Annotated in this window: 13 protein-coding genes; 4 read left to right on the top strand and 9 right to left on the bottom strand. The window is 39.4% G+C overall.

Annotated elements, in window-relative coordinates:
• Nucleotides 1-46: 46 nt before the first annotated feature.
• The 4 genes from RM552_RS02570 to RM552_RS02555 all read right to left on the bottom strand — a co-directional run bounded on the left by RM552_RS02570 (nt 47) and on the right by RM552_RS02555 (nt 2,536).
• Nucleotides 47-376 (bottom strand): outer membrane protein assembly factor BamB family protein, encoded by a 330-nt coding sequence (locus RM552_RS02570; protein ID WP_311367230.1) that lies wholly within the window; start codon nt 374-376, stop codon nt 47-49.
• 46 nt (nt 377-422) lie between these two features.
• Nucleotides 423-860: an anthrone oxygenase family protein gene (locus tag RM552_RS02565; protein ID WP_311367229.1), complete on the bottom strand. Its 438-nt coding sequence runs from the start codon at nt 858-860 to the stop codon at nt 423-425.
• Nucleotides 861-1,050: 190 nt separating this feature from the next.
• Nucleotides 1,051-1,992 (bottom strand): glutathione S-transferase family protein, encoded by a 942-nt coding sequence (locus tag RM552_RS02560; RefSeq protein WP_311367228.1) that lies wholly within the window; start codon nt 1,990-1,992, stop codon nt 1,051-1,053.
• A gap of 91 nt (nt 1,993-2,083) precedes the next feature.
• Entirely contained in the window at nt 2,084-2,536 is a 453-nt protein-coding gene (locus RM552_RS02555) for a DoxX family protein (protein WP_311367227.1), read from the bottom strand.
• 161 nt (nt 2,537-2,697) lie between these two features.
• Between RM552_RS02555 and RM552_RS02550 the strand changes: the two genes are divergently transcribed.
• Complete coding sequence (locus RM552_RS02550) at nt 2,698-3,606, top strand: LysR family transcriptional regulator (RefSeq protein ID WP_311367226.1); 909 nt, start codon at nt 2,698-2,700, stop codon at nt 3,604-3,606.
• 112 nt (nt 3,607-3,718) lie between these two features.
• On the opposite strand, the gene RM552_RS02545 is transcribed toward RM552_RS02550, so the two are convergent.
• The 3 genes from RM552_RS02545 to RM552_RS02535 form a co-directional block, all read right to left on the bottom strand.
• Complete coding sequence (locus RM552_RS02545) at nt 3,719-4,540, bottom strand: NmrA family NAD(P)-binding protein (protein WP_311367225.1); 822 nt, start codon at nt 4,538-4,540, stop codon at nt 3,719-3,721.
• 27 nt (nt 4,541-4,567) lie between these two features.
• On the bottom strand, nt 4,568-5,155 hold the full coding sequence (locus tag RM552_RS02540; protein ID WP_311367224.1) for a carboxymuconolactone decarboxylase family protein: 588 nt from the start codon (nt 5,153-5,155) through the stop codon (nt 4,568-4,570).
• Nucleotides 5,156-5,360: 205 nt separating this feature from the next.
• Entirely contained in the window at nt 5,361-6,323 is a 963-nt protein-coding gene (locus RM552_RS02535; protein ID WP_311367223.1) for an AraC family transcriptional regulator, read from the bottom strand.
• 543 nt (nt 6,324-6,866) lie between these two features.
• Between RM552_RS02535 and RM552_RS02530 the strand changes: the two genes are divergently transcribed.
• Together RM552_RS02530 and smrA are read left to right on the top strand one after the other, a co-directional pair.
• Nucleotides 6,867-8,735: a TonB-dependent receptor plug domain-containing protein gene (locus RM552_RS02530; protein ID WP_311367222.1), complete on the top strand. Its 1,869-nt coding sequence runs from the start codon at nt 6,867-6,869 to the stop codon at nt 8,733-8,735.
• Between the two features lie 73 nt (nt 8,736-8,808).
• Nucleotides 8,809-9,408 carry a DNA endonuclease SmrA gene (smrA, locus tag RM552_RS02525; RefSeq protein WP_311367221.1) on the top strand — a complete coding sequence of 200 codons (600 nt, stop codon included), beginning with the start codon at nt 8,809-8,811 and terminating at the stop codon, nt 9,406-9,408.
• A gap of 12 nt (nt 9,409-9,420) precedes the next feature.
• Here smrA and purL read toward each other — a convergent pair whose 3' ends face one another.
• Nucleotides 9,421-13,323, bottom strand: a complete 3,903-nt coding sequence (gene purL, locus RM552_RS02520) for a phosphoribosylformylglycinamidine synthase (protein WP_311367220.1) — start codon at nt 13,321-13,323, stop codon at nt 9,421-9,423.
• A 347-nt stretch (nt 13,324-13,670) separates the two neighbouring features.
• On the opposite strand from purL, the gene mltF reads away from it, so the two are divergent.
• A complete protein-coding gene (mltF, locus tag RM552_RS02515) occupies nt 13,671-15,101 on the top strand; it encodes a membrane-bound lytic murein transglycosylase MltF (protein ID WP_311367219.1) in 1,431 nt (476 codons plus the stop codon).
• 416 nt (nt 15,102-15,517) lie between these two features.
• Here the strand turns inward: mltF and tadA are convergent, their stop codons facing one another.
• Complete coding sequence (tadA, locus tag RM552_RS02510; protein ID WP_311367218.1) at nt 15,518-15,994, bottom strand: tRNA adenosine(34) deaminase TadA; 477 nt, start codon at nt 15,992-15,994, stop codon at nt 15,518-15,520.
• Between the last annotated feature and the right edge of the window lie 91 nt (nt 15,995-16,085).

Raw genomic sequence — 16,085 nt, 5'->3', positions numbered from 1 at the left:
GGATACAATATTAGCGTTTATAATGTGAAGTAGATGTGAAAATAGACTAAGTAGTGAAATCAACCACTGTCTCGATAATCTCACCCATTGCAGCCTGTCCAGCAGATCCGGCTTCTACATCGGCACTTTTTCCTGAAACCGCGATAACACAAGAGCCTGAACCAAGCCCTTTTAGTCGATTCTCCCATTTAACCACACCGGTTTCAGGAGAAAGACAATAAAAAGTGCCGCCCAAGTATACAAATAACTCTTCAGAATAAACCACAATCGTAGGCTTTCCCCAATCTATTTTTAGTTTTTGACGCCAAAGCTCGTTGCCGGTTAACTTGTCTAAGCATACAACATGCCCTTTAATCCCCAAGAAAATCTTGTCCATACCGAAGTCTCCTTTCATTTTTTGGTGTATTTGTTATGTTAAACCTTTACAAACAAAGCAATAAACCGGAAACAACGCCGCAACCAGTGCGCACATGGTTCCAAACAACCCATTTGGAAAGATAATCCTTCCAAACACCTTTTATTTCAGTTTTTTGTGCATCTTTAAGCTTGTCATTAAGCGGCACGTTAAAAACCACAGTTACCGCAACGGTGCCAATAAAAAAGACAATACCTGCAGCCGAAGTGAGTCCTGAACTTAAGAAAAATAAACTTAGGCTACCCACGCCAGATAAAAAGAAACAGCCTAAGAACAAGGGGTTCAAAATCTTTTTATTGATTATAACCATCACTTCAGCTCCATTGTCTACACTCGACAATGCATGCATGATGGTGTTACTAAAAATGAAATACAGGCCAATCATCGTGATCATGGCCAGTTTAATGATTGTTTCTGTTAGATACCAAAGTGTGAAATCGGGCATATGTCCTCCTAAATGATTAGCTAAACAATACTCAATGCTAATAGAGATATATTTACCATTTGACCCAACTTCATTGCAGTTAGTACATTATTGAGGGCACTCTACATCTCTTCAGCTTTCAAGATACCTTGATTTAGCATTCTACATATAACAACACCTATGCTTATGCATAGAAAAATAAGATGCCATGTTATGTCCCTTTAGGTAAATATTTAAACCAATTGAGCTCAGGTCCTTGCGGCACAATCTGTGATGGGTTTAAAGCTTTAATTGAGTAATAACCTGCTTTGATGTGATCTATACGAGTATTTTTTGCAAACGCCTCAATTTTTAATAAACGCTCTAAATAAGCTGATATAGCAGGAAATTCGCTAATCGATTTAACATTTGTTTTAAATAGTCCATGATAAGCAACATCAAAACGGGTCAATGTAACAAACAATCGAATATCACTTTGTGTTAACTGCTTACCCACTGCATAATCATTACTTTGAAAATGCAGCTCTAAGCTTTCTAAACGTTCAAATAAAGACACTATAGCTTCATTATAAGCTTGTTGACTTGATGCAAAGCCCGCTCGGTAAACACCGTTGTTTACGCTTTCGTAGATACTATCGTTAAAAGCGTCAATGTCTTGTTGAAGCTCCATTGGGTAAAGATCAATATCTGAATTGTGTATAGGTCTTAAATCCTCATTAAAAATATGCAATATGTCCGAAGATTCATTGTTAATGATCTTATTATTTTGCATGTCCCAAAGGATTGGCACTGTGGCGCGACCTGTATATTGGTCATCAGTAATGGTATAAAGTTGGTGGGCAAATTCGACACCTTCAATACCGCTTTTAGTTGCCCCTGGAAATGACCCAAATTTCCACCCTAAATCGCCCAGTTGTGGCTCAAGCACTTTTAACTCAATTATCTCCTCCAACCCTAGTAAAGAGCGCGCGATTAGGGTGCGGGTGGCCCAAGGGCAAATATAAGCGACGTATAGTCTAAGGCCTTGTTCAACTGCTGACTCTGCATCAGTAATTCGCTGTGTGAAGACACTACTTTGACGAATAAAGCGACCTTCACTGTCTTTTTTCTGTACTGGATCCCACTTACTTAGCCATTTTCCGTTAACTAACATGATATTTCCTCATTATTTTTTATGTGCTTCGAACATCAGCTAAAAACGCACGGTTTACATGATTTCAAAACTAGAACGTATTTATTGTTTTCTATTTAGTATTTAACAAAGCACTAAGTTTATTGTCGATTGACCAAGCACCACCACCTTGGATAGTTAATGCAACTGATACAGCTAAAAGGCTTAATGCGAATTCATAACCGTTATTGCTCATAAACAAGCCATTACCAATGTGCACACTAAAAATAGCGACGACCATAGTAAATGCACTAATTGCTGCGGCGGGTCGTGTTAACATGCCAAAAATTAATGCTAATCCGCCAAAAAACTCAGCGCTACCAGCCAAAAATGCCATTAGAAAACCAGGAGCCAAACCGATACTTGCCATCCATTGTCCAGTGCCTTCAAGACCGTAGCCGCCAAACCAGCCAAATAGTTTTTGTGCCCCATGAGCCGCCAAAATGATGCCAACAGGGATGCGTAACACCAGTGACCCTATGCCCGCGTTTGATATAAGTAATTTATTTAGCGTTAATTTATTCATTGTTTTTTCCTCTTAAGATTTATGTTTTATGTTTTATGTTTTATGTTTAGCTGATTACAGCTTGGAAATAAGATTACCTTCAAAACTATTATTGATAAACGGTGTATTTATTGAATGATTGCCAATATAATGTTTGCAATAAACTAAAAATAGAGTGACGTGTGGATAGATTAGAAACGATGAAAGCCTTTATTTCAGTCTCAGAAGAAGGTGGGTTTACCCGTGCAGCAGACAAGCTCGACATGTCCAATCAATTGGTCAGCAAATATGTCTCAGATTTAGAGGAACACTTAGGAGTAAGATTGTTTAACCGCACGACTCGTTCTGTAAGCCTAACTGAAGCTGGTGCACAATGTTTGCTTCACGCTAGACAAATACTTGAACGCCTAGAAGATATGGAAAGTGGGCTTGGAGAGTTAAAAAGCCAAGCTACAGGCCTATTACGCATTAACGCACCTGTATCATTTTCAATAAAGCATTTATCTACTTTAATTAATGACTTTAAAAAGCACTATCCATTAGTGGGGATAAACTTACAGTTAAATGATCGTAAAGTTGATTTAGTTGAGGAGGGATTTGATTTAGCTTTGAGAATTGGACATTTAAAAAGCTCTTCCCTCATTGCTAAGCGAGTAACATCAATACGACTAGTGTTAGTTGCTTCTCCAGAGTATCTAAAAACTCACGGAACACCAGAACATCCTAAACAGCTTATACCTAAGCATTTTCTTCACTATGGCTACATGTCCTATGATCATCCATCTAATCTTCTTTATAGTGCCCTTAAGCATGCGGTTAAAGATCAAGCTACCAGCTTTTCGAGTAACAACGGAGACATTTTGGTAGACGCAGCAATATCAGGAATGGGATACGCATTGCAGCCCACATTTCTTGTCGGCGAAGCAATAAAGCACGGAAAATTGAAAGTATTATTGAAGGAGTATGAACCTGACGCAATGGGGTTGTATGTTGTTTACCCTCATAGAAACTTGATAGCCAACAAACTCAGAACATTTATTGACTTTATCAGCAGATATTATGGAGACACGCCTCACTGGGACCAGTTTTAACATTACAGTTTGTGGACAAGTTAACAACTAAGAGTGAGGTCGTCTTGTATATTGTTTAACAACTATCGCTATTTTTATTCACCTTAAGCGATAGCTGTCAATATGACTATTATTAAAATCGCGTTTTGTTATTAGCTATATACTCTTTAAAAGACGTTGCAGGTCGACCAAGCGCTTTTTCCACCCCATGAGTCACATATTCATTGCGGCCATCTAGCACCTCGGTGAATAAAAAATTAAGCAGTGACAACACATCCTCTGGTATATCTTGGGCTAACATCATGTTATTAAAATCAGTCTTACTAACTGTACTGAATTTAATTTCCCTACCCAATATATTTGTGAATTGTGCAGCAATATCATCAAAACTTAGTAATTCTGGGCCTGTTACTTCAAAGAGCTTATTCTGTTTTTCTGGATTTAGCAGAGATTCTACTACCACATCCGCAATATCTTCGATATCAATAAACGGCTCTTTAACGTTTTTAACAGGCAGAGCAATGTGACCTGCGTCTATGAAACCTTTAAAAAAGCCATCAGAGAAATTTTGACTAAACCAAGATGCCCTCACAATGTTCCAGCTAAGACCAGAATCAATCAAAATACCTTCGCAAGTTTGAGCCGCAGGCTCACCGCGTCCAGAGAGTAAAGTAATGTGTTTGACGGTCATCAACTTAGCTAAGTCACAAAATGCTTTTATATGTGCAGCTGAAGCCTCTATTGCCAAGTCAGGGTAATAGGTCAGATAAACATGAGACACATCCTGCAACGCAGACTCCCAAGTGGTAGCGTCGTTCCAATCAAATTGAGTACTTGAACTTCTGCTTGCGGCTTTTAGTTTGTCATTTGGTAAGTGCTTCAATAAACGATTATAAACCGCACTTCCGGTCTTACCGCTGGCACCAATCACAAGTATTGTTTTAATGTCTTTCATTTTATTCCTCCTGTTAGTCTATAGGTATTATTCATCAAAATATTTCTTCTTTTGACGGTCGATAAGTGGTTTGATCAATTTGATAAAAAAGGGGACTTTGTATCCTTTTTGACTTAGTTGCTCGCCTGCCATTTGGTAAACTTTTTCGTTTCCTTTAATGCCATGCCCATCGAGTAGACGATTGAAAAAATTAAAGGCACTGACAATGCAGATGAGGTCTTCAACCGTTTGTGCAGACCATTTAGCTGCTAAAATCGCATCGACATCGCTTTGAACCATACGACTCGGGTTTGTCGTGAGTTTGTATGCAAAATGAAATAGTGGATTAAATACTGGGTCAAGTGATGAGTTATCAATATTTTCAAGTAGCTCGTCGAGTAAATTACTCGAGACACTAAATTGATTTGCCACTGCTAAATGTGCACCAGTACAAAAGCTGCACTCGTTTAAAGCAGAAACGTAGGCTGCAATTAGTTCTCGCGTTTCGATTGAAAGCTCAGAAGAGCCACGCATAATGTTTTCAGAAAATTTATCAATAGGTGCAAACCGGCTTCGGTTGTTCCAAGTGATATCTGTGATGTCACTGTTTTGATTTAAATGGGTAAAAAAAGGCATTATTGTTCAACCAATAGTTATTTTCGATAATGCTTATTCTTCCAAGAAACAGAAATACATAATAAACCTATCGGTCAAAATAATTGATTGAACGTTCTATTTTGGATGTTTAGATATTAGTAATGTGAGTAGCGATATCACGCTTATTTATAAAGAGATTATTTTGACAGTTTTGTAGCTTAGCAAATGCGATAAAACACCTTCACTAGAAGGATACTTCCTTTCTGATAATGCTAGGAGAGTGACCAATTATTCTTTTAAATGCTCTAGAAAATGCAGATTCTGACTGATATCCGTAATCGAGGGCTATTTGTAATATTGACGCTTTTGTATTTTGCAAGTCTCCATAAGCTAAAGACATTCGCCATTCAGTTAAATACTCCATCGGTGAATTGCCGACTAGCCTTTTAAACTCCGTGGTGAAGGAGGTTCTAGACATACCCACTTCAGAACTTAAATCCTCTAAATTCCAGTGCCTTGCTGGTTGTTGATGCACCAATTCGATTGCTTTTGATATACGAGAGTCTTCTAATGCGCCAACCCAGCCTAGTTCTTCTGTATCATTATTTTCGATATACTCTCTCAGGCTAGTAATGACGAGTAAATCAGCCAAGCGCGAAATAGCACCAGCACTGCCATCTCTTGAATTACTTGTTTCTAATTCGAGTAAGTCTATTATTGATTTTAACTCACTGTATCTAGCGCTTTCTTGTTTTACCAAAATGCTATCAGGAAGCATATCAAGTAACCTTAATGTAAGTGGGTGTTTAAATACAATTGCACCACAAAGCATTTCTGTTTTATTACCGCCTCCACCGAACTTAAGACGCTCGTATCTATCATTAATTATTTCAATTGGTAAATCTGCTAAATTTGTATGGAAACTAGATGTTCCGCAAGACAGAATATGCCCTTCACCTCGAGGAAGCAGAACATACTCACCTGAATTGAGTTCATATTTTTCATCATTTACACAAAGTCGTGCGTTACCATTGATAACCAAGTGGAACATCATGCAGTTATCCATAAGTGGCATTTCAATGCCCCAAGGGATAGAAAATTGAGAATGAGTACAGAATACGCTTTCTAGTGACATTTTATCTAATAAGCGACCAATAGATGACTCTTTAATTTCGGTGTTAATGCGTGTTTTGTAATCAAAACTCATTTTAGTGCTCAGCTAGTTACAGGCTTTTGAAATCTTCAGAGAGAAGTACGCCTAAATAAGGTTGAGGTTTAACAGTATAAAATTTTGTTGCAATTGTAAAATACGTACCAACGTAAACTAATGAGTCCATAAAAACAACTTAGCCCAATTTAATGCAAATGTTTAGGCAAGAAGTACATTCAACGTTTTAGTTTTTTGCTAATGAATTATCAGATGCATGCTTTTAAAATACCAACATTTACATCAAAAGTATTTTTACTTAAGCTATTTAGAGTTTCGCAGGGGTCAAAAATGCTTAAAATCAAGCATTTTTGTCACGGACTTTTCGTGTCCGTGACCATAGGGATAAAACGTTTCTAATCGTCAAACATGTCAACTTGGCTACAGCCTTTGACATACCTATTAAACCCGCTTATTGTAGGTCTATAACAAATGCCGACACTTCGCAGGGCTTTACCTCCTAAGGTCTAAATGGGGGTTCAAGTCCCTCAGGGCTGGCCATTTCTACTTAAACTTTGATTAAGCATTTAGGAAGTAGCATTAATGAGCTTAAAGTATGTCGTTTTAGCAATATTGAGTGCGACACTAATATTCCACAAAACATATGCAACACAGACAAAGCCAAACATAAGCTCAATTGAAGTTATACAAGTCAGTGGTTCGCGACTAAATGAAGACCCTATTGGTGCTTCAAGTGTATTATCTCGAGAACAAATTACCCGAATCAATCCGGCGTCAACTATCGAATTACTTGCCAGACTCCCACATGTTGACGTAGCCCAAAATGGTAATGCGGGTGGCCTTTCCTATGTAAGTGTTAGAGGCGGCGAATTCAACTTCACCTTAGTAACCATAGATGGTATTGCGGTAAATGATACAACTAATAGTCGTGGAGGAGGTTTTGACTTCAATCAAATCAACCCCGCATCTATTGAGCGTATAGAAGTGTATCGAGGTGGTATTAATACAATATACGGCGGTGATGCTATCAGTGGTGTTATTAATATAGTCACACGAGATACAACGGCACCCACACTTTCTTTTGAAATTGGACAACAAGAACAACTAAATGCAAGTGCCACTGCTAGTCTTCAATTAAACGACGAATTAAGCACATTGGCATCAATTTCGACCAGAAACAAAACTGTTTCTGATTTTGAGGCATTACACTCGGAACAAATTTTATTAAAAACGGCTTATCAAAAGTCTACTTTTAATTTGACCGGTCTATTAACCTATAACCAAACTGACGTAAATGGTTTCTCGGAAGATTCTGGGGCCAGTTTATTTGCCAATCCTGAGGCTCCGGAGCAAAGGAATAGTAAGCAATCCATCGTAGGGTTAAGCGCAAAGTATGCATACAAGCCTGAGTTGAGTTTCAATATCAATTTATCAAGCCTCAATAGACACGAAAAAATTGATAACCCGGGAATAGTTGATGGTGTTTTTTCAGGTATTCCTTCAAGCATAATTACGTCAAAGTATGAGCGTATCGAACTTGACGTATTTTCAACTATTAGCGTGAGTAACACCACAAAAACAATCGTAGGGTCAACAATACGCCATCAAGATGGCAGCAATAGAGGCTTCTTAGATTTTGGATTTCCATTGCCGGTAGATTATGATTTTTCACAAGACATTAATTCAATTTATATTGAAACAAAACATCAAGTGCGCAATTGGACTTTTGAAGCAAGCGCAAGGTATGATTCGCCCGAAGAGTTTGCCGATGAGACTACCTATAGGTTTGGTGCAGAGTATTTATTGAATCAAAATACTCATTTTTTCGCCATGGTCAACCAAGGATACAAGCTACCCAGTTTTTTCGCATTGGCCCACCCTTTGGTTGGCAACAGTGAGCTCAAACCCGAATTGAGTAATAATTTTGAAGCTGGTTTTATTAGTCAGTTTAACCAACACATTCAATACAGTATCGTCTTCTTTAAAAATCAATTTGAAAATTTGGTCGACTTTGACGCAGAACTTTTTACCAATGTTAACCGCAATAATGTTGATACAACAGGCGTAGAGCTAGATATTAACGCCAAGCTAAGCAACGCCATCAGTATTTCAGCAGATATGCGCTACCTTGAAATAGAAGCAGAACAAGATATAGTGCTGCGAAAACGTCCTAAAATAAGTGGCAATCTGCGCCTTGATGCTACATATAAAAATGTCTTAACCACACTATTTGTTGATTTTCGTGACGACTTTATTGACAGTTCCATTGCAACTGGATTTGTGCGTTTACCCGGCTATGCAAGCCTTGGAGCTAGCGTAAAGTTGAACTTGCAAAAGCAATTGCAAATAAGCTTCAATGTTGAAAATGCCTTGGGTAAAAAAATAGAAGATGCGGTTGGCTTTGTTGAGGACAATGTAGAAGCGCGAATTGGCCTTATTTACCAATTTTAATAGATTGTTCCATTGGCTTATTTAGATCGTATTGATAATAGAATATTCTCAGATTGAATGATACAGGAGCGAAATGATGCCGAATTCTTCTGATACTAACAGCGAATTCTTGCAGGAAATGCAGGGAATGGATGGGGTTGTGCCATTAAACACTCCCAATAGAGCAAATACTCTTGCTGGTAAACGATCAAGCTTATCGCAGCAGTTAAAACGAGAAGCCTTAGAAAAACAAATTGCGTTAGATGACAACGGCTTAAGTATCGATTACGTGACACCTTTAGATCCGCATGACTTTCTCTCTTATAAGCAAGACGGTGTTCAAGACGGTGTATATAAAAACCTCCGTTTAGGTAAATATCAAATTGATTCTCGTTTTAGCGTAAAAGGACTTAAATTTGACGACGCCAGACTAGGCATTTTCAATACTATCACTGCTTGTCATGAAAAAGGTATTAGGACCATTCTTATTGAGCATGGTTTAGGCCTAAACTCTAAGCCCTTCCCCGCATTTATGAAAAGCTATGTCAACCAATGGCTGCACGAAATGGAGGCTGTCATTGCCTTTCATACCGCTTTAAAACAACATGGCGGCTTAGGCAGCGTGTATGTTTTACTCAAAAAGCATGCAAATCAAAAACAAATTAACAGAGAAAGACATCAAGCTCGTTATTGATTTGCCGAGTCTTTAAGCAATATACGCTCTTGCATTTCTAAACATTCGCATCCATGGGCTGTCTTCATCCCAAGTGGGGTCAGCCCACGAATTAGTAACGGCTCTAAATACTCGTTCTGGGTGAGGCATCATGATTGTTGCTCGCCCGTCTCGACTCGTCAACCCAGTTATGCCTGCAGGGGAACCATTAGGATTGGATGGATATTGCTGAGTCACATTGCCATAATTGTCGACATAGCGAAGCACAACTAATGCATTATTTGCTTGCTCAAATGATTCGTTACTTGTAAATTCAGCCCGCCCTTCACCGTGTGAAACAGCAATTGGCATGCGCGAACCCTGCATATTTTGTAACAGAACAGAATTAGATTGTTGCACCTCTACCATCGCCGCACGTGCTTCAAATCTTGCAGATTCATTTGCAACAAAGTGAGGCCAATGTTCTGCGCCCGGTATTAAAGACTTTAAATTAGACAACATTTGGCAACCATTACAAACACCTAAAGAAAAATTACCTTCTTTGTTAAAATAGGCGCTAAACATGTCACGCAACTGCGAATTAAACAAAATTGATTTTGCCCAGCCTTCACCAGCACCAAGCACGTCCCCATATGAGAAGCCACCACATGCAACAAGGCCTGAAAAATTCATAAGATCATATTTTTGACTGACCAAATCACTCATATGAACATCAATACTATCGAAGCCTGCCCTATGAAAAGCTGCAGCCATCTCAACATGGGAGTTAATCCCTTGTTCGCGTAAAATAGCAACTTTTGGCTGCACGTTCCGAGCAACAAACGGCGCGCTCACATCTTCATTGATATCAAAACTAAGGGATGCATGTAAGCCTGGATTGTTTATGTCTTTTTTGTTTTCGTGCTCTTGTTTTGCGCATGCTGGATTATCTCTTAGGCTTTGCATGGCAAAAGTAGTGCTTGCCCACAACATGCGATAATGGGTTCTTGTGTTCGATAAAATCTCTTTACCATGCGCCATAAATTTAATTTCGTCGGCATCGACAACGCTACCGATTGTTTTGCATATATCGCTTAAATTATATTCTGCTAAGGTTTCTTTTACTGAGCCCAAATTCTCTTCCGATACTTGAATAACAGCGCCTAATTCCTCGTTATATAAAGCCTTTGCGTATGATTGTTGAGTCGCGTTAATGGCAAGGGCTGAAATATCAATATTGAGACCAAGGTTACCGGCAAACGCCATTTCGACAAGCGTTGTAAATAAACCACCGTCTGAACGGTCATGATAAGCACTGATAAGCGATTTTTTATTTAAGCTTTGTATGGCGTTAAAAAATGCTAGTAACTGCTCGGGCGAATCGACATCTGGTGCCGTATGACCTAAACGCTTATTCACTTGCGCCAAACAAGAACCGCCCATGCGCTGTTTTCCTGCACCTAAATCGATTAATATCAAATGGCTTGCTTGGTTTTTCAATTGCGGGGTAAGCGTACGACGAACATCTTTGACAGCACCGAAAGCGGTGACCACCAATGACAATGGCGCGGTGACGGATTTTTCCTCAGCTTTATCCTGCCAAACCGTTTTCATCGACATTGAATCTTTGCCAACAGGTATGGCCAAACCTAGCGCCGGACAAAGTTCTTCTCCAACAGCTTTTACGGCTTCGTATAAGCCAGCATCTTCACCTGGGTGATTAGCCGCCGACATCCAGTTGGCTGATAACTTAATACGTTTTATGTCACCTATATCGGCAGCTGCAATATTACTCAATGATTCTGCTACTGCTAATCGTGCTGCTGCAGCATAGTTAAGAAGAGCCACAGGTGTCCGCTCCCCCAATGCCATAGCTTCACCATAGTATGCGTCAAAAGCACTGGTTGTTACTGCAACATCGGCGACAGGCACTTGCCATGGCCCCACCATTTGGTCGCGCGCAACCATGCCGGTAACACTGCGATCGCCAATGGTTATCAAAAAGGTTTTTTCTGCGATGGTTGGTAGTTGCATTAACCGTTCAGCAGCGTCTGCTAAATCAATATTTTGTGCATCGAAATCGTCACCCGTGCTAGTTGAAGACTGAACGTCCCTATGCATTTTAGGCGGTTTTCCAAGCAATACATCGAGTGGCATATCGATCGCTTTATTGCCAAATTTTTTGTCACTTAATGTTAAATGGCGAGATTTTGTCGCTTCTCCTACAATGCTAAACGGAGCGCGTTCTCGTTCACATATTGTTGTGAAGACTTCCATATTTTCCGGGGCCACTGACAATACATAGCGTTCTTGTGACTCGTTACACCATATTTCGAGTGGGGACATGCCAGATTCGTCGCAAAGCACGTCTCTTAATTCAAAAATGCCACCGCGTTCTGCGTCGTTCACCAATTCTGGAAATGCGTTAGATAGGCCACCCGCGCCAACATCATGAATAAATTGTATCGGATTGTCACTAGCAAGTTGCCAGCATCTATCTATCACTTCTTGACATCGGCGTTCCATTTCAGGATTTTCGCGCTGCACTGAAGCAAAATCTAAATCGAGATTTGACTCGCCAGATGCTACCGAAGAAGCCGCGCCGCCGCCCAAGCCAATATTCATCGCTGGACCACCAAGAGCAATCAATTTTGCACCAACGGTTATTTCACCCTTTTCTATGTGGTCACGGCTAATATTACCTAAACCACCCGCTAGCATAATGGGTTTATGATAACCACGTACTTCTTGCCCATTAAAACTATTCACGTTTTGTTCGTAAGTACGAAAATATCCTAATATATTGGGACGTCCAAACTCGTTATTAAAAGCGGCTGCACCTAATGGACCTTGAATCATAATTTCTAACGCATCAACAATTCGCTCAGGTTTACCATAAGGCTGTTCCCATGCTTGAGGTAATTGCGGTATATTTAAATTAGATACGCTAAATCCGGCTAAACCCGCTTTAGGTTTTGAACCACGGCCTGTTGCACCTTCGTCTCTTATTTCGCCACCGGAACCGGTTGCGGCCCCGGGGTAAGGCGAGATCGCAGTTGGGTGGTTATGTGTTTCGACCTTCATTAAAATATCAATGGCTTGATGGTGATAATGATAACTACCACTTGTTGCATCGGCATAAAACCTACCTGCATCAAAGCCTTGCATAACCGCGGCATTATCTTTATAGGCTGAAAAGACATATTCAGGTGTCTTTTCGTAAGTATTCTTAATCATTTTAAACAGCGATTTTGGCTGTTGTTTACCGTCGATAGTCCAATCAGCGTTAAATATTTTATGCCGACAATGCTCAGAATTAGCCTGCGCAAACATATATAGCTCAATGTCGTGAGGATTACGTTTTAATTTAATGAAGTTTTCTAACAAGTAGTCAATTTCATCTTCAGCAAGCGCTAAGCCTAATACTTTATTCGCGTCTACTAACGCTTCTCGACCCTTCGACAAAACATCAACTTCTTTTAATGGCTTAGGTGACTGTTGTTCGAACAAGCTTTTTGCATTATCGATACTAGGTAATATCATTTGCGTCATACGGTCGTGAATATGTGCTGTCACCGCATTTTGATATTTGGGGTCAAGTCCTGTAAAGCTATACAATATGCCTCGTTCAATACGCAAAACGCTTTTAAGCCCAGAGTTATTAGCAATATTGGTTGCCTTAGTTGACCATGGAGAAATAGTGCCTATTCGCGGTGTGACTACAAATGTTAATGCATTATTTTTAGTTGCTATATCCTTTTTTTCTTCCTTAGGGCCATAAGTAAGTAAACTTTTTAAGGTTGTCATATCGCTTGCATCGAGCGGTGCACTTGTATCCACAAAATGTATAAACCGCGCATCAATATCACCAAGCGATAACGAAGAAATTTCAAGTTTGTCTACCAAGTTTTGCTTTGCAAAAGTAGAGAGTGCAGACGAACCAAAAAGAGTTAACATAGTAATTTCACCAATAGGAAAGCTAATATTTAGCAGTGCCAAATACTCTAATAGAGAGCTTATTAAAAAGGACGTTTAATGACAGGCCGAATTATAGAGTAAAACACTAGCCTTGATAAGAGTATGTGACACTATTAGTGCAAAAAAAGGTCGATAAAAAAAGGAATAGTAAAGTTGTATTATGACCTATCAAAAATGCCTCCTTACATTGTATATAGCGACTTTGAAATTTGGTAAGAGTCTTTATTCGATTGCGTATATCAGCAATATAATTTAACCTAATCTCAATTACTAATACCATTAATGAAAACGCAAAGGATAAAGTTATCTATCGATTGTTCACTCCCATGAGCTTATCGCTTCGCTCGGCATTGGTTTTTGTAATATGTGCCATGCTGACAAGTTGTAAGCCTTATTCAAACGAGACTAAGCTTTCTCGTATTATAGAAGATGGCGTGCTCAAAGTTGGGTCGATATATGGCCGCACTACCTTTTATAACGGCGCTGAGGAACAAGAAGGCTTTGAGTTTGAGCTTGCGCAAGGCTTCGCGGAATTTCTAGATGTTAAATTAGAGGTATATCCCTACTACTCATATGCAGAACTCATTGAACAATTAGACGGCAATCGTGTTGATTTGCTCGCTGCCAATATCACCATGACAAACGGCCGCAAAGCAGCATACAAATTTGGCCCTGCGTATCAGTCTTTGAATTTTGAATTGGTATATCAAAAAGGGCAAGACCGGCCTCGATCTTTTGAAGAGCTCGAAGGTAATCTAACCATTATTGCGAATGATTTGTATCGTGAACCTTTGCAATCAAAGCTTGAAAATGACGGCGCTATCAGTTGGCAAGAAACTAATGAAAAGGATATCGAAGAATTACTCGAAATGGTAGCGAATGGTGAGTTGGACTATACCATTGCTGATTCAAATATTTTAGATGTTGCTCGACGACGTTTTGCGAACTTGGGGATTGGTTTTTCTATTACAGATACCTTGCAAATTGCTTGGATGTTGAATAAAACAACAGATGACTCGTTACGTGCCGCCATGTTGGAATATTTTGGCGAAATGCAATCAAGCGGACAACTGGCTGTGTTAGAGGATAAATATTTTGGCCATGTTAGAACCTTTGACTTTGTTGACACTCGCGCCTTCGTGCGTTCCGTAGAGCAAAAGCTACCGCAATTTAAAGAAATGTTCCAAGCTCATGCAGGCGATATTGATTGGCGTTTACTCGCAGCAATGGCATATCAAGAAAGTCATTGGAATCCTGATGCAATATCTCCTACTGGCGTGAGGGGAATGATGATGTTGACACGCGGAACCGCTAAAGATTTAGGGGTAACTGTGCGTACCGATCCTGAACAAAGTATTAGCGGTGGCTCAAGATACTTTGCAAGTTTGTTAAGAAGAATACCAGCGAGAATTAAAGAGCCCGACCGTGTATGGATGGCAATGGCTGCTTACAATATAGGATTGGGTCATCTAGAGGATACCAGAAGAATTACCGAGCGCTTAGGTTATAACCCTGATCTTTGGATAGACGTCAAAAAACACTTACCTTTACTGCGTCAAAAAAGATATTATGAATTCACTCGTTTTGGTTATGCAAGAGGCGATGAAGCAGTCAATTATGTCGACAACATAAGACGTTACTATGACAGTTTACTCTGGTTAGATGAAAACCAGTCAGAGTCAATTTTACCTGAACTCATAGAATCGGAAGCAGTATCTTCGCAGGCACAACAAACACCCAATCTAAACGAGCAATAATTCGCTTTTGAATGGGCTCGACGCCTAAGGCCTAATTTTAGGCTTGAAAAATGTCATAAAACCCACATTTAATCTTCATAAAAATGCAAAATTATTCGTTGATGATCAGGGTAAGATTCATAAGCAATCCAACAAGCCCTCCATTATTTGAAGCAACTTGGTGCAAATATTGCTTCAATTATTACCATAACTACATTTAAGCAAAAAACGAATAAACGCTAAACCAGACAGGAAGATTATATGAAAAACACTACAAGATTAAATAGAAGCCGACGATTAAAGAATAATAATCAACGCCGGGTGATGATAAAAAAATTACATCAACGGGTTTTAGTTAGAAGAAAACAATTTATTAATTTTAATACAGACGCTGATATGCAGGAAGCGTGTTAAACAACGAGCCTAAACTCCCCCAATTATTGCCTCTTTTTTTGTAAACGCCGATGCTTAAAAAAAGATGAAAGTATCTGGCCACACTCTTCTTCCAAAATACCAGAAGTAACCTTAATTTGATGATTCAGCTTGGGATGTTGAGCAATATTGGTAATACTTCCGACTGCACCAGCCTTATGGTCTTTCGCGCCAAACACTAAATGCTCTATTCTACTATGCACTAGCAACCCGGCACACATACAACAAGGTTCAAGCGTTACGTAAAGAGTTGTGTTGGGTAAGCGGTAATTTCCTACATTTTTGGCAGCCTGCCTAATTGCAAGCATTTCGGCATGTAAAGAAGGGTCGCTATTCACAATTGGTTGGTTATGCCCTTCACCAATTATCTTACCATCGGCAACAAGCACTGCACCCACTGGAACTTCTTGCATATTTTGTGCAAGAACGGCTTGCTTTAATGCTGCTTGCATAAAATATATGTGATCGTTTTTGTCACTCATCGTTAATTTGACCAAAAAGTGTAATTATTAAATGCGAATGCTTAGTCGAATTCACCAACACAGTAAAGTAAAAAGGATTAATATTAATATT

It is taken from the genome of Glaciecola petra (assembly GCF_031846345.1).
In the GTDB taxonomy this organism is placed as follows: Bacteria; Pseudomonadota; Gammaproteobacteria; order Enterobacterales; family Alteromonadaceae; genus Glaciecola; species Glaciecola petra.
This window is presented reverse-complemented; position numbering and strand designations above follow the sequence as displayed.